The organism is Bradyrhizobium sp. ISRA464 (genome assembly GCF_029910095.1).
GTDB lineage: Bacteria > Pseudomonadota > Alphaproteobacteria > Rhizobiales > Xanthobacteraceae > Bradyrhizobium.
Window position 1 is genome coordinate 5067715 of record NZ_CP094526.1, and the last position, 23311, is coordinate 5091025.

At 61.9% G+C, this 23311-nt stretch carries 18 protein-coding genes and 1 pseudogene; 8 read left to right on the top strand and 11 right to left on the bottom strand.

Going from position 1 to position 23311, the window contains the following annotated elements; translation table 11 throughout:
• Nucleotide 1: 1 nt before the first annotated feature.
• The 4 genes from tssF to MTX19_RS23920 all read left to right on the top strand — a co-directional run bounded on the left by tssF (nucleotide 2) and on the right by MTX19_RS23920 (nucleotide 7324).
• The gene (gene tssF, locus MTX19_RS23905; RefSeq protein ID WP_280985496.1) at nucleotides 2–1969 is read left to right on the top strand and encodes a type VI secretion system baseplate subunit TssF; all 1968 of its coding nucleotides are present in this window, start codon (nucleotides 2–4) and stop codon (nucleotides 1967–1969) included.
• Entirely contained in the window at nucleotides 1933–2997 is a 1065-nt protein-coding gene (gene tssG / locus MTX19_RS23910; protein ID WP_280979576.1) for a type VI secretion system baseplate subunit TssG, read from the top strand. The genes tssF and tssG overlap by 37 nt, the downstream gene beginning before the upstream one ends.
• 96 nt (nucleotides 2998–3093) lie before the next feature.
• Nucleotides 3094–5733 (top strand): type VI secretion system ATPase TssH, encoded by a 2640-nt coding sequence (gene tssH / locus MTX19_RS23915; protein WP_280979577.1) that lies wholly within the window; start codon nucleotides 3094–3096, stop codon nucleotides 5731–5733.
• A 4-nt stretch (nucleotides 5734–5737) separates the two neighbouring features.
• Nucleotides 5738–7324: a class I SAM-dependent methyltransferase gene (locus MTX19_RS23920; protein WP_280985497.1), complete on the top strand. Its 1587-nt coding sequence runs from the start codon at nucleotides 5738–5740 to the stop codon at nucleotides 7322–7324.
• 92 nt (nucleotides 7325–7416) lie between these two features.
• Here the strand turns inward: MTX19_RS23920 and MTX19_RS23925 are convergent, their stop codons facing one another.
• The gene (locus tag MTX19_RS23925) at nucleotides 7417–8028 is read right to left on the bottom strand and encodes a hypothetical protein (protein ID WP_280979580.1); all 612 of its coding nucleotides are present in this window, start codon (nucleotides 8026–8028) and stop codon (nucleotides 7417–7419) included.
• A 231-nt stretch (nucleotides 8029–8259) separates the two neighbouring features.
• On the opposite strand from MTX19_RS23925, the gene MTX19_RS23930 reads away from it, so the two are divergent.
• Nucleotides 8260–9135, top strand: a complete 876-nt coding sequence (locus MTX19_RS23930; RefSeq protein WP_280979581.1) for a hypothetical protein — start codon at nucleotides 8260–8262, stop codon at nucleotides 9133–9135.
• A gap of 292 nt (nucleotides 9136–9427) precedes the next feature.
• On the opposite strand, the gene MTX19_RS23935 is transcribed toward MTX19_RS23930, so the two are convergent.
• The 3 genes from MTX19_RS23935 to MTX19_RS23945 all read right to left on the bottom strand — a co-directional run bounded on the left by MTX19_RS23935 (nucleotide 9428) and on the right by MTX19_RS23945 (nucleotide 12332).
• Nucleotides 9428–10669 carry an MFS transporter gene (locus tag MTX19_RS23935; protein WP_280979582.1) on the bottom strand — a complete coding sequence of 414 codons (1242 nt, stop codon included), beginning with the start codon at nucleotides 10667–10669 and terminating at the stop codon, nucleotides 9428–9430.
• Nucleotides 10670–10749: 80 nt separating this feature from the next.
• The gene (locus MTX19_RS23940) at nucleotides 10750–11628 is read right to left on the bottom strand and encodes a polysaccharide deacetylase family protein (protein WP_280979583.1); all 879 of its coding nucleotides are present in this window, start codon (nucleotides 11626–11628) and stop codon (nucleotides 10750–10752) included.
• On the bottom strand, nucleotides 11625–12332 hold the full coding sequence (locus MTX19_RS23945) for a fumarylacetoacetate hydrolase family protein (protein WP_280979584.1): 708 nt from the start codon (nucleotides 12330–12332) through the stop codon (nucleotides 11625–11627). Before MTX19_RS23945 ends, MTX19_RS23940 begins: the two co-directional genes overlap by 4 nt.
• Before the next feature lie 207 nt (nucleotides 12333–12539).
• Between MTX19_RS23945 and MTX19_RS23950 the strand changes: the two genes are divergently transcribed.
• Complete coding sequence (locus MTX19_RS23950; RefSeq protein WP_280985498.1) at nucleotides 12540–13274, top strand: GntR family transcriptional regulator; 735 nt, start codon at nucleotides 12540–12542, stop codon at nucleotides 13272–13274.
• 49 nt (nucleotides 13275–13323) lie between these two features.
• Here the strand turns inward: MTX19_RS23950 and MTX19_RS23955 are convergent, their stop codons facing one another.
• Nucleotides 13324–14034, bottom strand: coding sequence for a hydrolase (locus MTX19_RS23955; protein WP_280979586.1), 711 nt, complete (start codon nucleotides 14032–14034; stop codon nucleotides 13324–13326).
• A gap of 109 nt (nucleotides 14035–14143) precedes the next feature.
• Between MTX19_RS23955 and MTX19_RS23960 the strand changes: the two genes are divergently transcribed.
• Nucleotides 14144–14638 (top strand): MarR family transcriptional regulator, encoded by a 495-nt coding sequence (locus MTX19_RS23960; protein ID WP_280979587.1) that lies wholly within the window; start codon nucleotides 14144–14146, stop codon nucleotides 14636–14638.
• Nucleotides 14639–14720: 82 nt separating this feature from the next.
• Here MTX19_RS23960 and MTX19_RS23965 read toward each other — a convergent pair whose 3' ends face one another.
• Nucleotides 14721–16334: an L-lactate permease gene (locus tag MTX19_RS23965; RefSeq protein WP_280979588.1), complete on the bottom strand. Its 1614-nt coding sequence runs from the start codon at nucleotides 16332–16334 to the stop codon at nucleotides 14721–14723.
• Between the two features lie 454 nt (nucleotides 16335–16788).
• Nucleotides 16789–18042 carry an ABC transporter substrate-binding protein gene (locus MTX19_RS23970; protein ID WP_280985499.1) on the bottom strand — a complete coding sequence of 418 codons (1254 nt, stop codon included), beginning with the start codon at nucleotides 18040–18042 and terminating at the stop codon, nucleotides 16789–16791.
• A gap of 262 nt (nucleotides 18043–18304) precedes the next feature.
• Here MTX19_RS23970 and MTX19_RS23975 point away from each other — a divergent pair, with 262 nt between their 5' ends.
• Complete coding sequence (locus MTX19_RS23975) at nucleotides 18305–18427, top strand: hypothetical protein (protein ID WP_280972246.1); 123 nt, start codon at nucleotides 18305–18307, stop codon at nucleotides 18425–18427.
• 37 nt (nucleotides 18428–18464) lie between these two features.
• On the opposite strand, the gene MTX19_RS23980 is transcribed toward MTX19_RS23975, so the two are convergent.
• The 4 genes and pseudogenes from MTX19_RS23980 to MTX19_RS23995 form a co-directional block, all read right to left on the bottom strand.
• Nucleotides 18465–19469: a formate dehydrogenase subunit gamma gene (locus tag MTX19_RS23980; protein WP_280979589.1), complete on the bottom strand. Its 1005-nt coding sequence runs from the start codon at nucleotides 19467–19469 to the stop codon at nucleotides 18465–18467.
• 42 nt (nucleotides 19470–19511) lie between these two features.
• Entirely contained in the window at nucleotides 19512–20108 is a 597-nt protein-coding gene (fdh3B, locus tag MTX19_RS23985; RefSeq protein ID WP_280972248.1) for a formate dehydrogenase FDH3 subunit beta, read from the bottom strand.
• Between the two features lie 12 nt (nucleotides 20109–20120).
• On the bottom strand, nucleotides 20121–23069 hold the full coding sequence (locus MTX19_RS23990; RefSeq protein ID WP_280979590.1) for a formate dehydrogenase subunit alpha: 2949 nt from the start codon (nucleotides 23067–23069) through the stop codon (nucleotides 20121–20123).
• Between the two features lie 11 nt (nucleotides 23070–23080).
• Nucleotides 23081–23309 (bottom strand): annotated as a pseudogene (locus MTX19_RS23995) (formate dehydrogenase).
• Between the last annotated feature and the right edge of the window lie 2 nt (nucleotides 23310–23311).

The window sequence follows — 23311 nt, forward strand, 5'->3', positions numbered from 1 at the left end:
CATGAATCGCGAATTCCTGGATTTCTACAATCGTGAACTGTCACTGCTGTACGAGCAGGCAGGAGATTTCGCTGAAGAATATCCCGGCATTGCGGAGCGCCTCGGCGGCCTGATCCGGGATCGCTCAGATCCGATGATCGCGGGACTGCTGGAAGGCGCCGCGTTTCTCGCCGCGCGCGTTCAGCTCAAGCTTAAGCACGAATTCCCGGAATTCACTGCAAACCTGCTTGAGCAACTGGTTCCAAACTACCTTGCCCCCACCCCGTCGGCCATGCTGGTCACGGCACGGCCTCCCTATGCCGACCCGGCGCTGCGCGACGGCAAGAAGATCGCGCGCGGCGCCTATTTCGATGCCACCTACCGCGAGCGAGAACGAAGTCTTTCCTGCCGATTTCGACTTTGCCGCGAGATCGTGCTCTGGCCGTTTGACGTCACCGGCGCCGAATACTTCTCGACGGCCGGCGCGCTGCAGGCGCTTGGGATTCCGGTCGGCGGCGACGTCATCGCCGGGCTGAGGTTGTCGTTGACGCATCGCGCTGCGGCCCGGCTTGATGAGGAATTGCCGGACGCAGAGGCCCGGGCCAAGCCGGAAACCTGGTTTGCAGGCTGCCGCGTGAGCGATCTCCCGATCTACCTGTCCGGCGCGGAATCCGACGCCATCGCGCTCTACGAGCAATTGATCTCGAATTGCAGGGGCGTCTATTTCCGCCATCTCGACGACTTCGGCGATCCGGTGGTGACTCGTGCGCCACATGACTGCGTGCAGCAAGTTGGCTTCGACGAGAGCGAGTCTCTGTTTCCCAACGACAACCGGATCTTTCGCGGCTCGGAGTTGCTGCGGGAATATTTCATGTTTCCACGCAAGTTCCTCGGCATCAACCTGACGGGACTTCGCGGCATAATGCCACGGCTGCGCAGCAAATCGATCGATATCGTCTTCGCGTTCGATGAACACAATTCGCGGCTTGCCGCCTCGGTACGTCCCGACACCTTCAAGCTCTATACCGCGCCGGCGATCAACCTGTTCGAGAAGACGAGCGATCGGATCCCGGTCAAGTCGAACACCCATGAGTACCATGTGGTGCCCGATCGCAGCCGCTATCTCGAGTACGAGCCGCACCAGGTGCTCGAAGTCTACGCGCATTTTCCGGCAGAGAGGGACAAGCGGCCAGTACGCCCGCTGTATTCGGCTGCCGTCGACCGGACCAGCGGATCGGTCGAGGGGCTTTATTTCACGGTCCGCCGGTTGCCCCGGCGCCGCACGGTAGAAGAGAAGACGTACGGCGCGTCCTCCGACTACACCGGGACGGATATGTTCCTGTCACTGCTCGAGCCCAGTGAACTGAGCGGCGAAGCCTCCGTCGCCGAACTCAGCGTCCGGGCTCTGTGCTCCAACCGCCATCTCACGGAGCACCTGCCGGTCGGCCAGGGCGGTGCCGATTTCCGCTTGCTGGACGATACTTCCCTTGATCTGGTGTGCATCGCTGGTCCCACCCGACCGCGCGAGCCGGTGGTGGCTCAGCTGCGCAGCCGCAGCAAGATCGCCAACAGCGGAATTGTCAGCTGGTGGCTGATCAACATGCTGAGCCTGAACTATCTTGGTCTCGTCGAGCGCGGTGGCGGCAAGAACGCCGGAGCGCTGCGCGAGATGCTGTCTTTGTTCGCCGACCAGTTCGACGATGCCACGGAACGCAAGATCCGCGGCGTGCGCAGCATAGAAAGCCGGCCCGTCGTGCGGCGGGTGCGCGAGCGCACTGGCAGCGGCGCAGCGCGGGGCCTGGAGATCACTGTCACCCTTGACGAGAAAGCATTCGAAGGCAGCGGCGTGTTCTTGCTCGGCGCGGTGCTGGAACGCTTCTTCGCCGACTATTCCGGCTTCAACACATTCACCCAGACGGTCATCTCGACGCCGGAACGCGGCGAGATCATGCGGTGGCCGCCGCGCATGGGCACGCGGAGGCCGCTGTGACGCTGATTGACCAGATGAAGGCCGAACCCTGGCGGTTCGATTTCTTCCATACGCTACGCCAGTTCGAGCGGGCCAACCCGGATCGGCCGCGGATCGGTGACAGCGCCGCGCGCCGCGAGGAGTATATCGACCTCGGCCAGGTGCCTTATCTGGAGTTCCCCGCCTCCAACCTCGCGGCGGTCGACGACCAGGACGGCCGGCTTAGGATACTCGTCAAATTTCTCGGTCTCCTGGGGCCGCAGGGCGCGTTGCCGCTTGCCACCACCGATGAAAGTCTCGGCTGGTGGCTGATGCGGGATGACGCCTTCCCGCGCTTTCTCGACCTCCTCAACGGACGCTTCCTGCAATTATTCTTTCGTGCCTGGGCCGATGCGCGGCCGATCGCCCAGCATGACCGGCCGGCGGAGGATCGCTTCATCGCCTATGTCGGCTCCTTCGCCGGCTTGGGGTCCGACGTTTTCGCCGATCGAGACACCGTACCCGACATGGCGAAGCTCAGCTTCGCCGGGCTGGTCGCGCCCAGGGCGAAGTGTGCGTCACGGTTGACGCGGTTCCTGCAGGGGCTGTTCGACGTCAAGGTCGAGATCGACGAATTTGTCGGAACCTGGCTCTCGTTCGATCCGAGTCACTGCAGCCGGCTCGGCGGGGCGCATGTCAGGCTCGGCCGGGACGCTCTTCTGGGCTCTCGCGTGTTCAGCGTCGAGGACAAGATCAGGGTTCGAGTCTTCGTCAAGAATTTTACCCAGTACGAGAAGTTCCTGCCGACCGAAACGCCCAATTTGTCGGAGCCGCTTGCGGATGCCGTGTTCTTCTATATCGGCGACGAGCTGGAATGGGAGGTGGAGCTCGCCATTCCAGCGGGCGAGGTCGTGCCGGTCAAGCTCGGACAGAGCGGACGACTTGGATGGACCACCTGGGTGTCGCCGAACTGGACCTCTACGGAAGAATATCGCCGCGATGCGCGCTTTCCGCTCGGCGAGCGCTTGAGGGCCCGTCGGAGCGCCGCAGACGATGCCGCCGCGATTTGAACCTATCTACCACGCCAATCGCCTAACTCCATGGGACTCGAGGCAATTTCCGCCAAACCCGGGCATCCGCGGAGGAATTGAGCAGGAGGTGCCGCAGTGACCGACATCAGCCTTGAAGCCGTAACGGGCAAACTGAACCGGGCCGGCTACGATGCCTTCATCCAGGCGCTGCGCCACGCCAAGAGCGCCGGTAACCGCAACGTCGAGCTCGCGCACTGGCTGTTTCATATCCTGCAGCAGGAACGCAACGACCTCAGCCTCTCGGTGGATCATTATAAGCTCGACCGGTCACGATTGTTGTCGGACCTCGCCGGTGTCATCAATGGCTTTCGCAAGAACGAAACCGACATGCCGGGTGTCGCCAATTCGGTCATCGATCTCCTCGATCGTGGCTGGCACTATGCCACGCTCTTCTTCGGCGAGACCCAGATCCGCACCGGCCATCTGCTGGTGGCAGGACTGAAATCGAACGATATCCGTCGTACACTGAACAACCTCTCGCAGGAATTCTCCAAGGTCAACGTCGACGAGCTGGCCACGGAGTGCCGCGCCGTTTGGGCCGGCTCCGACGAGGAGACCATGAGGCCGATGGACGGCTCGGGATTGATCGGTGCCGGCACAGAGGGCGCGGATCAGGCCGGTGCCAGGGGGACGACACCGCTCGACCGGTTCTCCCAGGATCTCACAGCCAAGGCCAAGTCGGGCCAGATGGATCCGATCCTCGGCCGGGACGAAGAAATCCGCCAACTGATCGACGTGTTGATGCGCCGGCGGCAGAACAATCCGATCCTCACCGGTGAGGCCGGCGTCGGCAAGACCGCCGTGGTCGAAGGCTTCGCCCAGCGTATCGCTGCCGGCGATGTGCCGCCGCCGCTGCGCAATGTAAGGCTCTGCGCGCTTGACATCGGCCTGATGCAGGCCGGCGCCTCCATGAAGGGCGAGTTCGAACAGCGCTTGCGCTCGGTGATCGATGAGGTCCAGAGCTCACCCACTCCCACCATCCTGTTCATTGACGAAGCCCATACACTGATAGGCGCCGGCGGCGCGGCCGGCACCGGGGACGCGGCCAATCTCCTGAAACCTCCCCTCGCCCGTGGCACGCTGCGTACGATCGCCGCCACCACATGGGCAGAATATCGCCAGTATATCGAGAAGGACCCCGCGCTCACGCGTCGCTTCCAGCCCATCCAGATCGATGAACCCGATGTGGAGACCTGCTGCATCATGCTGCGCGGACTTCTCGGTCCGATGGAAAAGCACCATGGTGTTCGCATCTCGGATGCTGCAATCGTTGCAGCAGTCAATCTTTCGCACCGCTACATTCCTTCGCGACAGTTGCCGGACAAGGCAGTCAGCCTGCTTGATACCGCCTCGGCACGCGTGGCCATCAGCCAGAGCGCGACGCCGGCCCTGATCGAGGACACCCGCGTTGCGATTACCGCTCGTGAGGTAGAGAGGTCGGCGCTCGACAGCGACGGCGATCTGGGGATCGAGGACAGCGAACGCATTGTCGCGATCGGCAGCGACATCGCAGCACTGAAGGACAAGCTGGCGAGCCTCGAGGCCGATTGGGCCGCCGAGCAGCAACTCGTCAAGGACATCCGCAGCATTCGTGAGCTGCTGTCCAAGCCCGAGGAGGGCGAGGATCCGGCTGCGAAGCGCGCGGAGCTGCGCGGCAAGTTCGAGACGCTGGAGCGCATCAATCCGGAAAGGCGGATGGTCTATGCCCATGTGGACCAGCAGTCGGTTGCGTCCGTCGTGTCTGACTGGACCGGCATCCCGGTCGGCCGGATGATGCGGGACGAGATCGAAACCGTGCTGAAGCTGCCGGAGATTCTCAACCGCCGCGTCGTCGGCCAGTCCCATGGACTGACGATGATTGCCAAGCGAATTGAGACCAGCCGCGCCAAGCTGGACAACCCGTCAAAGCCGATCGGCGTGTTCATGCTGGCCGGACCATCCGGGGTTGGCAAAACCGAAACCGCCCTGGCGCTTGCAGAGACCCTCTATGGCGGCGAGCAGAACATGATCACGATCAACATGTCGGAGTTCCAGGAGGCACACACCGTTTCTACCTTGAAGGGTGCACCTCCCGGCTATGTCGGCTATGGCGAAGGCGGTCGTCTCACCGAGGCGGTCCGGCGCAAACCCTACAGCGTCATCCTGCTCGACGAGGTGGAGAAAGCCCATCCCGACGTCCATGAGATCTTCTTCCAGGTGTTCGACAAGGGAACCATGGAGGACGGCAACGGGCGGCGGATCGACTTCAAGAACACCTTGATCATTTTGACCACCAACGTTGGTACTGATCTGATCATGGGCCTATCGCGCGATCCGAAGTATCGTAACGAGCCGGAAGAGCTCGCCAGGATGCTGAGACCAGAGTTGCTGAAAGTGTTTCCGGCCGCGCTTCTCGGACGCATCGTCTCGATTCCGTACTTCCCGCTGTCGGACGAGATGCTCGCCGGGATCGTTCGGTTGCAGCTCGACCGGATCGGACGCCGCCTCCGTGACAATCACAGCGCGGCCTTCAGCTACGACGACGCGGTCGTGGAGCACATTGTGTCACGCTGCAACGATCCGGATTCCGGCGGGCGCATGATTGACAACATCATCACCAACACCCTGCTGCCGGAGCTATCGCGCGAATTCCTCAGCAAGTCGCTTGCCAAGGAGGAAGTAAAGCAGGCACGAGTCTCAATCGAGAACGACAAGTTCGCATATTCTTGGAGCTGAGGCGATGAACATTCAAACCGAGCATCGCTCCCCGACCACCGGCTCCACACCATATGACGAGGTCTACTATCCCGGCCACGTCTACGGGCTCACTCACCCGAACCATCTCGCAACCAGTGCTGCAGTTTACGGCATGCAGCCGGCTCCGGTCGAGCACTGCCGGGTGCTGGAGCTCGGCTGCGGCGTTGGCGGCAACCTGTTGCCGATGGCTTTTCAATATCCGGACAGCGAATTCATTGGTGTCGACCTGAGCAGCGTGACGATCGAGCGCGGCCGGCGAAATATCGCCACGCTGGGCCTGAGCAACATCAAACTCCTGCATTGCGACATCATGAATGTCGACGCCAGTTTCGGACAGTTCGACTACATCATCGCGCACGGCGTGTATTCATGGGTACCGCCGGCGGTGCGCGAGAAAATGATGACGATCTTCAAGCAGAACCTTGCGCCGCACGGGGTCTGCTACGTCAGCTACAACGCGCACCCATTCTCGCATCTTCGCGACATGGTCCGCGACATGATGCGGTATCACACCCGCCGCCTCACCACCATGAAGGAGAAGGTAGGACAGGCCCGCGCGATCCTGAAGTTCCTCAGCGACGGTTCGAAAGCCAACTCGGTGCACGGTGCGGTCATGCGCGACCAGTACCACCGCGTTCTCAAGGCCCCGGACGAGCTGCTGTTTCACGACGATCTCGACGAGAGCGCCGAGGCCTTCTTGCTGCATGAGGTCGTCGAGGACGCGGGCCGCCATGGTCTGCAATATCTGAGCGACGCTGATTTCTCACGACGCTATCTCGCCGGCTATTCCGAGGAGGTCCGCACGACGCTGCAGCGCTTCCCGGAAAGTGAATTCATGGCGCGCGACCAGTATCAGGATTTTATCGACGGTAACGGCTTCCGGCGCACCTTGCTCTGCCACGACAGCATTTCGCTTCGCCGCCAGATCGACCTCGATTTCGTTACCCGGTTCTACCTGCTGAGCACCACCAGCCCGGTTGATCCCGACGCCTGCGTGACCGACGGTTCCGCGATGGAGTTTGAGCACCAGGACGGCAGCAGGGTCACGGTGACTAAGCCGCTCTTGAAGGCAGCGCACCTGTGTCTTGGCCGGGCGTGGCCGCGCGCATTGTCCTTTGGCGAACTGCTCGATGGCGCCCGTGCGCTGCTGGACGGGCGCCGGGCATATGATGACCACCAGGTGCTGAGGGAGGCGATGTTCATCCTGGCTTGCAGCGGCGAAGTCACCTTCCTGATATCACCCCCCTTTCTCCTGAAGGAAGCTACCGACCGTCCGCAGGCGAGCCTGCTCGCGCGAAGACAGGCGCAAACCGGTCCGCTGGTCACCAACCTGCTCCACCAAACGGTGCAGTTGGAGGACGATCGGACCCGGGATTTCCTGCAGTTGCTCGACGGTGCCCGGACCATCGACCAGATCATTACCGAGATGACCGAAAGATTCGGCCCAACCATCCGGATAAACCAGACCGATACTGCCGGGCAGCCTGCCGAGCCGTTATTGCTGTCGACGCGAGAGAGCGTTGAACGCTCGCTCGCGATGGTCAGCAAGCTGGGCTTGCTGGTCGCCTGACGCGCTCAACGGCGTCGACCTCGGTCAGTAAGCGGCGGCAAGGAGCCGGAAGCTCCTGCCGCTTCATGGGGGGCGGGAGCGGCCCGCGCCACTCAGCCATCGTGGGTGTATTGCTGGCCGAGGAGCCATCCGGTGAGAATGCCGGCGGGTCCGCTGGTATAGACCGGATCAAAGCCAACACCGGCGCGCAGCAGCCGCCATTCATGCTCGCCGACCCAAGGAATTCCGGGATCCCCCTTTTGATATTGCAGGAGCAGCGTTCGGGCCACCTCTGCGGCATTGGCATAGATCGGCCCGTTGGCCCAACGAGGTCGCGGCAGGCCTGTCATCCGGCAATAGAGCGCAGTGCAGACGTAGGCGGACGCCTCTTCCGCATTAGCGTCAAGGCCGGTGCGCAACAGATCGTAGGCCGCATGCAGACTCTCATGGACGATGTAGGCCTCGTCCAACCGCCCCGTCGCGGACACGACCTCCAGCGTATTCGCCGCGACCGCCGTACCGTCCGCTCGGGTTCGCGCGACATCGTTATATTGCGCTGCAACGCCTGCCGCGAGATCCGTCGGAACTCTGACGCTGACCTGTCCCAACCGGATCGCGCGCGCGACGTGATGGAACGTTTGTGGCGCAATCGTCACGTGGCTCCCGCGGATCGGAAACCGGAAGCGAATACGCGCGACCGCCGGGCCATTGAGCACGTCGAGCACCCTGCTCCGCAGTGACATCGGATCGTCCTCGCTGTTGACACCGCCCCACGGATGGTGGTCGGCGGTTCTTGTTGGGAGGTTCAAACGACCGCTGCGCTGGCATGACAGGAGTTCGACCTTCAGCGGAAATGACCCAAGGGCGGCCGGCCGGATCATTCACCGGCTGGCATTGAACCCGGCCCCGTTCGCGCCAGACCAATCGGAGATCAGCCTTGACACGGAGGCGGCCCCGTGACGACCATCAACCCGACCACGACCGACACCTACCGGAAGATTGCGGCGCGGCTAACCATGTTTCGGCCGCAGATCGATCTGACGCACTACTTCGCGGGGCCCAACCCGGATGTGCGCCTCTCTGACGAAAAGCCCTACATCCGGCACCAACTCGAGAAGTACGGCGTCGCTGCCGCGACGAACACGCTCGACGGCGTCACGTTCCTGCCGAAGGACTGGGAAGACCTGATCAGGAAGCTGCGCATTGCCAAGACGACAGACGGATTCGACGCCTTCGCCGAAGGGCAAAGCCTGGAGAAGTCGCATTGGGCCCTCGATTTGTCGATGGCCGCCACGATCGGCAAGGGGTTTCGCGAGATCTGGCGTCCAAAGCTGTCGGACAGGCCACTCTCAACGCGGGACCTCCCGGACCGGCACGGCTTCGGGCTTGGACGCGACCGCGGGCAGTGGAGCGATGCCTACAGTTCGCAGTTCGGCAAGGACCCGCAGCCGCAGGACATCACCTCGCTGCATTTCGCAGTAGCGCCCGATCGGGTGAACGTTCACATCGACGAAACGGGATTCGTGTTCGAGGGCGCGGACGGTGCACTCACGGTCGGTCCGAACTTCGCGCACCACGCCGGCAATGAACTGTTCTGGAAGAGCAACCCGCATGTGCCCCGTTGGGCGGCCGAACACATCGACCTGATCTTGCCGAACAGTGCGAACGACTTTTCGCGCCTGGGCATTTCGGTCGACATGTACCAGCGCAAGGATTTGCGCGTCACGGTCACCGCATCCTGCGGAATTTTCGGAGGGTTCGAGTGCTCGGGAACGGTGAGCATCAGCGGGACGCACGATCTGTTCGGTTCGAAGCCAAAGGGTGCGCGCTGAAGTGGATCTGGATTTCCGAAACTTCAGACGGTTAGCAGTACGAAGGACGCCGAAGATGAGTGCCGCCATCGACTGCCACCGAAACTGCGGCTAACGGCAGTGAAGGCGTGACGCTTTCCACATGCGCGTCAGCGCTCCGCCATTCCAATGGCCTGCATGACAGTCAAGCAAAAATGATGTCTCACGTCGGAAGACGGGCGCGCGTTAAATGGCGAGGCCGGTGCCTGAGCTCTCCGCAACTGCTGGATAATGCATGCCGTGCCCCACCTTCGCGGCGATTAGCAAGACCTAACTATGATGCAGAATTACGCATGGACATCAGGTCGGGTCGGAGCGCCAACGACAACAGCATGCCAAGTCCCGACAGCATCGTGATCTGAATGAGACCGGCGTGGCTCCAGCCCGTCAGGTTGGCAAGAAAGCCGATCAGATAGCCGGCGAGCGCCGCCGCCCCGTAGAGGCTGGTCACGAAGACTCCGGAGGTTCGGCCTGCGAGCGTCGCGACGACGGCTTTGACGTGGAGGGCCGCGAGATTGACGTAGATCGTGCCGCTAACGATGAAGCCCCAGAAGAATGACAGCAGCGCCTGCGTCGCAAAGCTCCGCGCGGCGGAAAACAGGAGATAACCGAGCACGGCGGCGCCGAGAAAAGCAAGGCCCAGCACTGTGCGCGGCGAAAAGCGGTCGCCGAGCCATCCGCCGATCAGCGAACACAGCACGCCGCCACCGTAGATGCTCATGACGAGACCCGCGTCGGCCGGAGCAAAATGCAGCTCCTCGCGCAGGAACACCGGATACATGCCGAGATACCCGTAGATGATCAGGCCGCCGATCACACTCAGGACTGTCAGGATCACGGTGTTGCGGTTCATGAGCGTGGCGGCGCCGCCCTGCAGCTGTGCGCTGTCGGCGCGGCCTCGCACCTCGGTGAGCGTGGGGCGAACCAGCAGGGCGATGATCACCATGGCGACGAAGCCAATCGCGCCGAACAGGATGATCGGTCCGCGCCAGTTGCCGTAGGCGGCAAGCGCCAGATTTGCCAGCAGCGGTCCCACCATCGCGCCGATGCCGAAGCACGCGTTGACGGAGCCCACCGCGATCGCACGGGCGCCGACAAACGCCGTGGTCGCGATCGCAATCAGCGCGGTCAGCTGCATGGCTTCGCCGATGCCGGTCGCGGCGCGGTAGATCAGCATGTCGGCCATGCTGGCCGCGAAAGCGGTCAGCAGCGTGCCCGCGGAAAAGATCGCGATCCCAATCTGTAGCACTGTCTTGCGGCTGAAGCGCGCGAGCAGGTACCCTGTCGGCCATCCCGCCAACGCCATGCCGAGGGTGAAAATGGTGGAGAGCAGGCCGATATCTGCAAGGGAGAAGTCGTATTCCTTGCGGATGTCGGCCGCGAGCAGCGGGAAAATCTGCCGGTCCATCGCATTGATGACATAGGTCGCGAGCAGAACCGCGAACATCGGCAGGACCAGGCGACTTGACGACGGGCGCGCGCCGACCTCCGCCAAGATTGAGGTTTCGCTGCTCATGAGTGCCTCCCCCGCGATTGATTGTCATCATTGGCGACGTCCTCCGCCGCGACGAGTGCCGATAGCGAATTGCCGTCCACTCAGGCTTTCGAGGCTGCGCGATGCCAGTCGAGAATTTCCTCGCCGGTACGGAACAATACCCCGGGCTTGCCGGCGATATGTTCGAGCGCCTCGCGGAAATAGCGTAAGCGATGCGGTGCGCCCATAATGTAGGGATGGACCACCAGGGCCATGACGCGCGCGGAGTCGCGGGCGTCGGCGTAGAGCTGCTCGAACTGGTCGATCGCGCGGTCGCGATATTCCTGGGCCTTGTGATGCTGGATCAGCATCATGGCGACGTCGTTGCACTCCTGGGTATAGGGAATGTTGACGATAGGTCCGCTGCGTGTCTTAAGCGTTGCCGGCTGATCATCGAGCACCCAATCGCAGACATAATCGTAGCCTTCCTCGACGAGAACATCAGGCGTCTCCCAGGTTTCGGTGAGACCCGGGCCGAGCCAGCCGCGCGGCCTGCGGCCGACAAAATCCGCGATGACCTTCGTGGTCCTGACAATGTCTTCGCGTTCGTTCGCGACCTTCTGCATGTTCTTCTGAGTGAAGCCGTGGCCGATGAACTCCCAGCCGCGGTCGCGTGCGGCGCGCGCGACGGGCTCGTAGGCGGTGATCGCCGATCCGTTGATGGCAAGCACGGCCTTGATGCGCAGGGCGTCCAAGACCTCGAGCATGCGCCAGAAGCCGACGCGGTTGCCGTATTCATGCCAGGCCCAGTTCGGGATATCGGGGCTCGGCGAACCGCCGGCTGGTGGCGTTAGCACGGTGCGCGGCATGGTCTCACGCGGGTCCCACTCTTCCACATTGACGATCACCCAGACCGCGAGCCGCGCCTCACCGGGCAGCTTGAGCGGCGGGCGATCGACGATCGGCGAGTAGGACAGACGGTCGGTGGGCAGCATGATCATCGCGCGCTCCGTTCGCCGATCGTGAAGGAAATCTCGCCGAGACCGGCGATGGCAGCAACCATGCGGTCGCCAGGCAGGACCGGGCCGACGCCGGCCGGTGTGCCGGTGAAGATGAGGTCGCCTGGCGCAAGCGCATAGTGCTGCGACAGGTTCGCCACGATTTCCGCGACGTTCCAGATCATCTGGGCGACGTCGCCGCGCTGCCGCGTCGCTCCATTGACCGAAAGTGAGATCGGGCCCGAGGTGATGTGGCCGATGCGGCTCGCCGGGTGGATCGGCCCGCACGGCGCAGAGGCGTCAAAGGATTTTCCGATCTCCCACGGCAGTCCGCGCTCGCGCGCTTCGCGCTGGCGATCGCGACGCGTCATGTCAATGCCGATCGCGTAGCCGAAGACATGCTCAAGGGCTCCATCGACCCGGATATCGGAGCCGCCGCGGCCTACCGCCGCGACCAGCTCGATCTCGTGCTGCAAATCGTCGGTCAATGGCGGGTATGGCACCACGCCCCCCTCCTGCACGATCGAGTCGGCCGGCTTCTGGAAGAAGAATGGCGGATCCCGCTCGTCTCCCTCCTTCATCTCGCGGATGTGGTCGAGATAGTTGCGGCCGACGCAGTAGACCCGACGCACGCCAAACCCTACGTCGGCTCCCACAACGGGCACCGAAGCCAGCGCGGGCTCGACCGTACGATTCGCAACCTCCATCCGACCTCTCCTTTCAAAGGGAATGGCGATCATCCGCTGTGGGGCGATCAGTAGCGTCATATAAAGTGAGTACAATTACGCATTGTCAACAGATAAGTGTGTACACTTTTGATAATCTTTTGCGCACTGCAGCAAAAATGACCCCAATTGGGGAGCACTGACAACGCGCTCGAATTTCAATATGTACACAGTTGAGAGACACCGATCATGGTCAACATTTCACTCGAACCGGGCCCCACATTGACGCAATCGCGGCTACTCGCCGAGCGGCTGCGGCAATCGCTGCTCGATGGCGCTTTTGCTCCGGGGACCCGCCTCAACGAGGTGCATCTCGCACGCACTATGTCGGTCTCGCGCACGCCGCTGCGGGCCGCGCTGCAGACGCTCGCCGGCGAGGGCCTGCTGCATCACACGCCGAACCGCGGCTTCACCGTGCCGGAGCAGTCGCTGAGCGCGATGATCGACGCCTATGAGATGCGCGCGCTGGCGGAGGGATTGGCCGCACGGCTCGCCGCCGAGCGCGGCATATCGGAAGCGGCGCGCCTGCGCCTGGAGGCGGCGCTGGCAGCAGGCGACAAGGCGCTCGCGCCCGATACCGACGACCGCGACCGCCGCGGTCGTTATGCCGAGGCCAACGAGGCGTTTCACGAGACGATTCACGAGGCCGCGCAGTCGGTGCTGGTGAAAGACGTGCTGCGAATCTGTCAGCGCGTGCCGCAGACCTCCGCGCACAACATCGTCGCGTTCAATCTTGCCGACATGCGCGAGCGCCATGCTGCACACCGGCGCGTCTACGAAGCCATCATCTGCCGGGAGCCGCGCGAGGCGGAGCAGCAGATGCGGCAGCACGTCCTGGCGGTGAAGGTGTCGATGGTGCGTTGGTACGCGCAACGCGCGACTTCCGAACAGGCCGAGGCCCGCAAGCCTGCCGCAGCCGGTTGAGCCGGGCAACGCAGCGCCGGCCGGCTCAACCGTTCTCGCGACACGAGCGTTATTTCATCGCCCGCAGATATTGCGAGCCCGCGGCAATCGCCTTGGCATGCTCCCGCATGATCTGGTTGACCGCCCCTGATGTGGCGCTATTCGACCAGTCGGCCTGCCACTCGAGCATGACCGGAAGCCAGGTCGTCGGAACGGCGCCGGCCTGCACCAGGCGCGCCATCGCCTGCTGCTGGGACATCTGGTCGTAATCGCCGCTCGCGTCGGCAACCACATAGACTTCGTAACCTTCTTTGAGCGCCGCCAGCGCCGGCAGCATGATGCAATTGTCGGTCCACAGGCCGGCCATGATGATCTTCTTCCGGCCGGTTGCCTTCACCGCGTCGCGGACGCGCGGATCCGACCACGCATTGATGACGGTGCGATCGATCGGCGACACATCGGGGTTGACCGCCTGAAGATCCGCAAGCAGAGGACCGGCGAACGCCTTCGCCGTGATCGTCGTTACGACCGTCGGCACCTTGAAGACGCGCGCGGCCTTGGCAAGCGCCTCAGCATTGTTGACGATGGTATCAATCGGCAACGATCGGGTGGAGAAGGTATATTGCGGCTGGAAATCGATCAGCAGGAGCACGCTGTTGTCTGGGGTGAGTTGATCGTAGACCGGCCGGGGCGACTGGGCGTGGGCCGAGCCTGCGAGGCTGAGCAGGGTCGCTATACCGGCTGCCGCCGTACGGATGTGTCGGCCGAGATGACAAAACATGTGATGTCTCCGAAGGTGGACAGGAGGCAGGTGCGCTCCTTCCGGAGGATATATCTTAATGCTAAGATTCTTTTCAATAAGGCAATCGATCAACTGGATGTGAGACCCAATGGACCGCGCGGCACGAGCGATTGAGGAGTGGAAAAGGGAACGCCCCGACCTGAATGGTCTTCCCATGATGGTGTTTGGACGCTTGGCGGAAGCGGCGCATTCGGTCGCGCACAACCACCTTCGCCCCTTCCTGCTCACGAACGGATTCCAGCCAGCCGAATTCGACGTGCTGGCGACGCTGCGGCGCGCGGGCGCGCCCTACGGGCTGACGCCCACGGCGCTCTACGACGCCACCATGGTGACGTCAGGAGCGATGACCGGGCGTATCGACCGGCTCGAAAAGGCCGGCCTCGTCGAACGGCAGAGCGATCCCGCGGACCGGCGCGGGACGATCGTGGCCCTGACCAAGAAAGGGTTTGCGATGATCGACAAGGTGATCGCACTGCATGTCGAGAACGAGCGCCGTCTATTGTCCGGCCTTTCCAGGAAGGAGCAGGAGACGCTTGCCGGGCTGCTTGGAAAGCTGATCGAGACCCTCCCAAAGAAGGCCTAAGCTCATGGCCAGCCCACTCAGTTGCCTTCAGGGAACAGGCGCGTCCCGGCCCGCCGGATTAGCCGAGATCGGTAACCTTCACTCAAATAGTCGCGATACCTGGGAAGAACAAATAACAAGCGACTCCAATGAGCACGAGATAGACAAGCAGCACGAAAGTCCAGCCCATGTTATGTCGGATCACTGCGCCTTCGTCGCGGACAAACCTTGTCGTCGAGACACCGACGCTAGCGGTTTGCGGTGCAACTGGTTTGCCGATCTCAGCCCCGACTGAATTGAGAGTTGGCAGGATCAGCGGCGGGAAACCCAGCAGTTGACCGACCAGTGCCTGGAACTTGCCGAACATTGCGTTGGTCGAGGTATTGCTGCCGGACAGCGCCACACCGATCCAGCCTAGAATTGGCGCCACTATAATGAACGCGACTCCGATCTCGGAGAAAGCCTTCGCAAGCGAGCCCGCCATGCCGGAATAGTTGTAGACATACGCAAGTCCGAAAATGAACACGCCGACCAGGCAAGCGCCCCACATTTGCTGCCAGCTCGTTCTCCAGATCTCTGCTAGCTGCCGGCCGTTGATGCGCAAGAGCAGCGCAACAACGATCCAGGAGACCAGGATCGCGGTCCCGCCGACGGCGGGTTTGAAATCGAATGCAGCAGAGACAGTGGCACCCTGGGTTACCGAAGACTGCGCGGTCACGGCGGCGTGGAGCCAGTTGATTGTCGGTAACCTTGACCACGGACCGGTCCATGCCACGACGACGACCACGAGCACGATGATGGGTAACCAGGCTTGAAAGATTTCACTCGCGCTAAGCTCGGAGTCGCGTTGGCTTTTCGGAAGCTCGCTGATCGCCAAGACCGTGCCGCCATAGCCAAGGACACGCCGGGGACGCCAAAACTTGAGCAAGACGAGCAACGCTACGAAGCAGACGATCGCTCCGGTCACATCGGGCAAGTAGGGTCCGAGATAGACCGCGACGGGAAATTGACCCGCGATATAGCCCAAAGAGCCGACGATCGCGAGCGGCCAACCGTCCCGGAAGCCATCCTTGCCGGCGACGAGATAGATGAGAAGCCATGGTGGCAACAAGGCCAGAATAGCCACGATATGGCCAACTGAGGCCGAAAGCGCCGTCAATGGGTAGCCGGTGACAGCTGCAAGCGCGATGATTGGGGCGCCAAGCGCTCCGTAGGAAACCGGCGCATTATTCGCGATCGCGGCCACGCGCACGGCGTCGAGGTCGGGTATTCCGAGTGTGATCAGTATAGGCGCGACAAACGCCCAAGGGTAGCCGAAGCCGACGAGCCCCTCGAGCAGCGCGCCCAGCGCCCATGCAAAGAGCATGGTCTGGACGCGAACGTCCTCGGTGCCTTGGGAAATCAGCCATCGGCGGAATTTATCGAATGTGCCGGTCACCACGAGCGTGTTGAACAGCATCACGCCCCAGAAAGTAATCCAGTCGACGTTCCAGATGCCCGTCGCCGAACCATAGATATAGGCCAGCACGCCGCTCCCAAGTGGCATCTTCCAGACCCACAAGCCAAGAAAGAACGTTACGATCGATCCGATCAACACGGCGAGCCATGCTGACACACGAAAGACGGCGAGCAACACCAACAAGAGAATGACCGGGATCAGTGCCACGATCCAGGTCACGAAGAGGTTTCCCGTGGGGTTGAGTATTTGCGAGAACATCGAAGGGATTCCTCAATTGATCCCAACGGGCGCCGCGCCATACGGCCTGACGGCGTACGTGGCTCACTCCACCTGCTGCCTAAACAGAGCTGCCTGCCCGGCAGTCGCAAGCACTCTCTGCGCCGGCGACTGAACGAATCGCTCACATTTCTTTCCGCAGGAATCGGCTGTGAGGCCAACGCTAGCGCGACTGCACAACGCGCGCCTTCCGAGTTGGTTCCAGCGCCAAGCCTCCTTGAGCGGCCGTGCACCGGGCTGCCCAGTCGAGATTTTAATCCAGGGCGGCTGGCGGCCGGTCTCTCCGCCTTGGCGGTTTGTACGAGACATTCCTGTCAATCGCGCGCGCGGTAAGCAAGAAATGTCAATTCTAAGTGCCAATCTCGGTCGGGCTCACGTCAGGAACGCAAGCGGTCTTAATAGAGCACTCATACGGTGCGTCAGCTGGCTCTTGCGCCTACCTTGCACCGGATTGTGACGCGGCCTTCACCAGACCGCATGTGCCTTTCTCCTGGGCAAGTGGGCGGAATGCCTGGTCGGCCGGGATCGTAGCGAGGACCTTGAAGTAATCATAAGGGCTCTTCGACTCCGCTGGCTTCTTGACCTCGACGAGGTACATGGCATGAACGGCCCGCCCGTCCTCCCGAACCACGGTGTTTCCAAAGAGCGGGTCGTCGTAGCGGGTCGCCTTCATGGCTTCGATGACCTTCGCGCCGTCGGTCGCAGAACCGGTCTTGGCTACGGCCTCGAGATAGTGAAGCACCGAGGAATACACCCCGGCCTGAACCATGGTCGGATATTTGCCGCCATTCCGAGCAGCGAAGCGTTTGGCGAATGCACGAATTTTATCGTTGAGGTCCCAATAGAATGCCGTCGTCAACGTCAGGCCCTGCGCAGTCGGCAAGCCGAGGGCGTGAACGTCGGTCAGGAAGACGAGAAGTCCGGCGAGCCGCTGTCCGCGCTGGACGATCCCGAACTCGGCCGCCTGCTTGACCGAGTTGATGGTGTCGCCGCCGGCATTGGCAAGCCCGATGACTTGCGCCTTCGAGCCTTGCGCCTGCAGCAAATAGGAAGAGAAATCGGCCGTGTTCAGGGGATGGCGCACAGCGCCGAGTACCTTGCCACCGGCCGCTTCCACGACCGCCGCCGTATCACGCTCCAGGGCATGGCCGAAGGCATAATCGGCCGTAACGAAAAACCAGGTCTTGCCGCCCTGCCGCACAATAGCGCCACCGGTCCCGTGTGCAAGCGTCCAGGTATCATAGGTCCAATGCACGGTGTTGGGCGAGCATTGCTTGTCAGTCAAATCGGAATCGGCTGCTCCCGAGACGAGAAAGACACCGTTCTTCTCCCGCGTCACATTACTGACTGCCAGCGCGACCGCCGAGTTGGGTACGTCCGCAATCGCATTCACCTGCTCAGTGTCGAACCACCTGCGAGCAATTGCTGATCCGATGTCGGGCTTGTTCTGATGATCGGCGGAAACGATCTCGACCTTCATGTGATGACTTCCAGGATTGAAATCCTCGACCGCCATTTGCGCGGCAACAACCGATCCTGGTCCGCCGATATCGGCGTAGAGCCCGGACATGTCGCTGAGGACGCCGATCTTGACGGTGAGCGTGGCATTGCTGCTTGGCTGTTGCGCCGCCGCCGGAGTGGTGAAGAGCGCAATTGTCAACGGCATCACCAACGCGATTGCTGCTCTCATCTTCCGTCTCCCTTGTGAGGGCGCCCCCACACAGGTTCTGCTTAGATGAACGCAGTTTGGTCCCCTTTTGATCCTTTGGAATAAAGTTGTATCAATCACGCCAGCCGCATAAGACCCTGGCCTCCCCGGGAGTCAGATTATCCTGTACTCGCGTCGATCCTGAGCTTGTTGCGGCGAAGCGAGCGAACGGTCAAACGCTGTTCGCGGCGAGCCGTTTTGTGTACACTCCCCACGGCATCCCGATCCCTTTGGGAGAACTTCAATGAAAGCCTTCTTGCTCGCCTGCGCGGCCGCCATCGTCGTGGCAGCGGTCGCGGCCGCGGCTCTTAGCCGAGTGCAGGAGCCGGTCGAACAGGCCTTTGCGACAACGGGCGTGCGACTTTAGCGAGTGCGCGTTGAACGGCTCGGGCTGCGTGTCCCACCTACTCCGCTGCAGTGACGGAGGGCTGAGGTCGCGCGCCGCCTGCGCCGGTACGCGCATTCTCCTGCTCAAGCCAGAGGCTGTGGTGCTCCCTGGCCCAGTTGACATCGACAGTGCCGCTGCCCATCGCTTCGAACGCGCCTTCCATGCCGATCGTACCGATATAGATATGCGCCAGCATCACCGCGATGAAGAGCATCGCGACGATGGAGTGGACGACCTGCGCGAGCTGCATCCCTTCGATACCTGACAGATAGAAGGGGAACATCAGGTTGTATCCGGTGGCTGCCACCAGACCTCCGCCGATTATCACGACCCAATAGATGGCTTTCTGTCCGGCATTGAAACGATAGGCCGGTGGCTGATCGTGACCAACGATACCGCCCCCGCGCTTGAGCCAATCAATGTCCGCCTTGTTCGGGATGTTCCCAGAGATCCACATCAGGAAGATCAACACGACGCCGATCGTGAAGGGGAAGCTCAGGTAATTGTGCGCGTATTTCGCCCACTGCGACCACTCGGAAAACGCCTCGTGGCCGATCAACGGCAGCAGCAATGGACGGCCAAAGGTGATGTTCAATCCGGAAATCGCCAGCACGATGAAGCAAGTCGCGGTCATCCAATGCACGAAACGCTCGAATGAAGTAAAGCGCACGATGGTTCGGCCGGAACGACCGCTCTCCAATCGCACCATCCCGCGGGTGAGATAGAAGATGATCAGCACAGCCAGCATGCCGAGAATTGCGATGCCGCCAATCCATGGCAGCGCCACGTTCCGGAACTCCCGCCATTCACGGCCTGCCGGCTGTTCAAGCACTCCGGATTTTTCATCCGGAATGCTGACCCGCCCCTGGATCCGGTTCAGTTCTTGCAAGAGCTGTTGCTCCTTGACCGAACTGGCGGTCGGGTTGACCTGCTGGGCAACGGACGGTGAAGCTGCAGAGACGAACAGCACCAGCGCAGCCGCGCCAATGGCGAGCCGAATAAATCGTGCAACACACGCCATACGTTCCTCCCGATTTTGACGCGACAGCAAACCGTTGCGCCGTCAGGACTCGATCGTCTCGCGATAGGCGGTCTTCCAGCCCCAGGCACCGGAGCCGTAGCCGCGCTTCATCACGCGCTCCTTGTAAATCTGGGCGATAATCTCGCCGTCGCCCGCAAGCAGCGACTTCGTTGAGCACATCTCGGCGCAAAGCGGCAGCTTGCCCTCGGCAAGACGGTTCGCACCATATTTCTCGTACTCCTCCTTGCTGCCATCCGCTTCGGGGCCGCCGGCGCAGAAGGTGCATTTGTCCATCTTGCCGCGCGAGCCGAAATTGCCGACCTTCGGGTATTGCGGCGCTCCGAACGGACAGGCGTAGAAGCAATAGCCGCAGCCGATGCACAGATCCTTTGAATGAAGCACGACGCCGTCAGCGGTGGTGTAGATACAGTTCACCGGGCAGACCGCCGCGCAAGGCGCGTCGGTGCAGTGCATGCAGGCCATCGAGATCGAACGCTCGCCCGGTTTGCCGTCGTTGATGGTGACGACGCGGCGCCGATTGATGCCCCATGGCACCTCGTGCTCGTTCTTGCAGGCGGTGACGCAGGCATTGCACTCGATGCAACGGTCGGCGTCGCAGAGGAATTTCATACGTGCCATGATCGTCGCTCCTTATGCTGCCGCGATTTGGCAGAGCGTCACTTTCGGTTCCTGCATGCCGGTCGCCGGATCGTATCCGTAGGTGGTGATCGTGTTCGCGCTTTCGCCGAGCACGATCGGATCGGTGCCTTTCGGATAATTGCCACGGAGGTCCTTGCCCGCGAACCAGCCGCCGAAATGGAAAGGCATCCAGGCGACGCCCCTGCCGACGCGGTCGGTAACGAGCGCCTTCATCCTGGCGCGCGAATTGTTCTCAGCGCCCGTGACCCAGACCCAGCCGCCGTCCTTGATCCCGCGGTCGGCCGCATCGGCGGGATTGATCTCGATGAACATGTCTTGCTGCAACTCGGCAAGCCACGGGTTGGTGCGCGTTTCTTCGCCGCCGCCCTCGTATTCGACGAGACGACCCGAGGACAGGATGAGCGGGAATTGCTTGGCGATTCCCTTCTCGACCGCGGCCTTTTGCACGGAAAAACCGATATTGGGCATCCTGAACTGCTTGGCATCGGGCAGTGTCGGATATTTCGCGACCAGATCGACGCGCGGCGTGTAGATCGGCTCGCGATGAACCGGAATGGGATCGGGCAGGCCGAACGCATTCATGCGCGCCTTGCCGTTGCCGTAGGGCACGCAGCCGTGCTTCAGCGCGACGCGCTGGATGCCGCCGGACAGGTCGAGCGACCACGACACCGCATCCGGATTGGCGGAATTGATCTTGGTGATGGTGGCCATTTCAGCTTCGGTCAGGTCCTTATCCCAGCCGAGCTTCTTCAGGCTCGCCAGCGTGAATTCCGGATAGCCGTCCTGGATCTCCGAGTCCTTGGAATAGGATCCCTCTGCAAGCAGGCTTACCTTCCGCGTCGTGCCGTCGGCAAGCTTCTCCTCGCGTTCGATGCCGAAGCGCGGACGGAACGTGCCGCCGCCGTCCATCACACTGAGATTGGTGTTGTAGAGCAACGGCGTGCCGGGATGCCGCACCTCGGGCGAACCCCAGCACGGCCAAGGTAGGCCGTAATAGTCGCCACCGACTTCCGGATCGTCCTTCGGCGCCCGCATGGTCAGCATGTCGAACTTGGCCTGGTTCCTCATATGTGCCTTGAGCCGCTCGGGCGACTGTCCGCAATAGCCGGTCGACCAGCTACCGCGGTTCATTTCCCGAAGCACGTCCTCGGCCTCCGGCAGATTGTTCTCGACCTTGATGTTCTTGAACATCTTGTCGGCGAAACCGCACTTCTTCGCCATCAGGTAAATGACCTCGAGGTCATCCTTGGACTCGAAGACCGGCTTTACGATCTGCTCGCCCCACTGCAGCGAGCGGTTCGAGGCGACTCGCGACCCCTTGCACTCGAATTGGGTGCCAACCGGGAGAAGATAGAGGCCATCCCTGCGTCCCGCCTCCACCGCGAGCGATGCCCAGGTGGTCGGATGCGGGTCGGCGACGACAAGCAGTTCGAGCGCCTTCAGACCCTGGAGGGATTCCGGAACGCGCGTGATGCTGTTGCTGGCGTGTCCCTGCACGAAGATCGCCCGCACATTATCCTTCTGCGCGACCTGATCTTTCGGCAGTATCACCGCATCGAACCATCGGGTAAGCGGGATGCCGGGGGTTTCCATGATTTGTTTGGAGTCGAAGCGCGACTTCAGGAACTCGTAGTCGACTTCCCAAACCCGCGCCCAATGCTTCCACGCGCCTTCGGCAAGGCCGTAATAGAACGGCAGGGTGACGACATCGAGCCCGACGTCGGTCGCTCCTTGCACGTTGTCATGGCCACGGAAGATATTGGCGCCTGTGCCGGCCTTGCCGACATTGCCGGTCAACAGCAATGCAATGCAGCTTGCCCGCACGTTTGCGGTGCCGACGGTCTTCTGGGTCTGGCCCATGGCCCAGATCAGGGTTGCCGGTCTCTCTGTGGCAAGCATCTTGGCGACGCGCTTGAGCTGTTCGCCGGGAACGCCGCTGACGCGCTCGACTTCTTCCGGATTCCACTTCTCTATTTCCTTACGGAGATCATCGAAGCCGTAGACGCGCTGCTTGATGAATTCCTTATCCTCCCACCCGTTCTGGATGACGTGCCACATCATGCCGTAGAGCACAGGAATATCGGTGCCCGGCCGCATCCGCACATATTCGGTCGCATGGGCGGCGGTACGCGTCAGCCGCGGATCGATGACGACAAAGTTGGCCTTTTGCATCTCCTTGCCCTCGAGGAGATGCTGCAGCGATACGGGATGGGCCTCAGCCGGATTGCCGCCCATGATGATTTGGGTCTTGGCATTGCGGATGTCGTTGAAGCTATTGGTCATCGCGCCGTAGCCCCAGGTGTTGGCCACGCCGGTGACAGTCGTCGAATGGCAAATACGTGCCTGATGGTCGGTGTTGTTGGTCCCCCAGAACGCGCCGAGTTTGCGAAAGAGATAGGAGCCCTCATTGGTCATTTTGGCCGATCCAAGCCAGTAGACCGAATCGGGGCCCGACTTCTCGCGAATTTCATGCAGCTTGTCGCCGATCTCGTTGATCGCCGTGTCCCAGGAGACGCGCGTCCATTGTCCATCGGCGAGTTTCATCGGATAGCGGAGCCGGCGTTCGCTGTGCACGAGCTCGCGCACCGAAGCGCCCTTCGCGCAATGCGATCCCCGATTGATCGGCGAATCCCAACTCGGCTCTTGGCCGATCCATACTCCGTTCAGCACTTCTGCGGTCACGGTGCATCCAACCGAGCAATGCGTACAAATGTTCTTGCGAACGGTCGCCCCTGAGGTGAGTGGGCCGGCCATCGCCGCCTTCGCCTTGCGGACGCTGCCGATCGGCAACGTCCCCAACGCGGCGAGCGCGCCGCCGGCAAGGCCGGATCGGCGCAGGAAGGTACGGCGGTCGAGACGATCAGCTTGCCCAGACAAGCCCGCCGCGATTGATCCGCGTGAAGCGGTTTCGGAACGCTGTTGTGTTCTCCTGATCAGCACGACCGCCTCCCTCAACCAGGGTAACGATTGACGCGGTAGTAGGCTTTCACGTGATCGGTTTCCTTGTAGCGCGGCTTGCGTTTCTCTTGGTCCGACTCGCTGTCGGCCTCTGCCGAAGTCATCAAGGGTGTCGCCAGCGTCGCTCCGGCGCCGGCTGCGCCGATGCCGAGCTTGCGCAGAAAGTCGCGGCGAGCGACGATCGTTCTCTTGCTGTCTCGCATCGCATCTCTCCCGGACCAGCG

Bases quoted from the DNA above. Each gene is read 5' to 3' on its own strand.
- MTX19_RS23965 (WP_280979588.1), bottom strand. From the start codon at position 16,334: ATGTTCTCGCAAATACTCAACCCCACGGGAAACCTCTTCGTGACCTGG.
- MTX19_RS23920 (WP_280985497.1), top strand. From the start codon at position 5,738: ATGAACATTCAAACCGAGCATCGCTCCCCGACCACCGGCTCCACACCA.
- MTX19_RS23970 (WP_280985499.1), bottom strand. From the start codon at position 18,042: ATGAGAGCAGCAATCGCGTTGGTGATGCCGTTGACAATTGCGCTCTTC.
- MTX19_RS23935 (WP_280979582.1), bottom strand. From the start codon at position 10,669: ATGAGCAGCGAAACCTCAATCTTGGCGGAGGTCGGCGCGCGCCCGTCG.
- tssF (WP_280985496.1), top strand. From the start codon at position 2: ATGAATCGCGAATTCCTGGATTTCTACAATCGTGAACTGTCACTGCTG.
- MTX19_RS23960 (WP_280979587.1), top strand. From the start codon at position 14,144: ATGGACCGCGCGGCACGAGCGATTGAGGAGTGGAAAAGGGAACGCCCC.
- MTX19_RS23945 (WP_280979584.1), bottom strand. From the start codon at position 12,332: ATGGAGGTTGCGAATCGTACGGTCGAGCCCGCGCTGGCTTCGGTGCCC.
- MTX19_RS23950 (WP_280985498.1), top strand. From the start codon at position 12,540: ATGGTCAACATTTCACTCGAACCGGGCCCCACATTGACGCAATCGCGG.
- MTX19_RS23940 (WP_280979583.1), bottom strand. From the start codon at position 11,628: ATGATCATGCTGCCCACCGACCGTCTGTCCTACTCGCCGATCGTCGAT.
- MTX19_RS23975 (WP_280972246.1), top strand. From the start codon at position 18,305: ATGAAAGCCTTCTTGCTCGCCTGCGCGGCCGCCATCGTCGTGGCAGCG.
- MTX19_RS23980 (WP_280979589.1), bottom strand. From the start codon at position 19,469: ATGGCGTGTGTTGCACGATTTATTCGGCTCGCCATTGGCGCGGCTGCG.
- MTX19_RS23955 (WP_280979586.1), bottom strand. From the start codon at position 14,034: ATGTTTTGTCATCTCGGCCGACACATCCGTACGGCGGCAGCCGGTATA.
- fdh3B (WP_280972248.1), bottom strand. From the start codon at position 20,108: ATGGCACGTATGAAATTCCTCTGCGACGCCGACCGTTGCATCGAGTGC.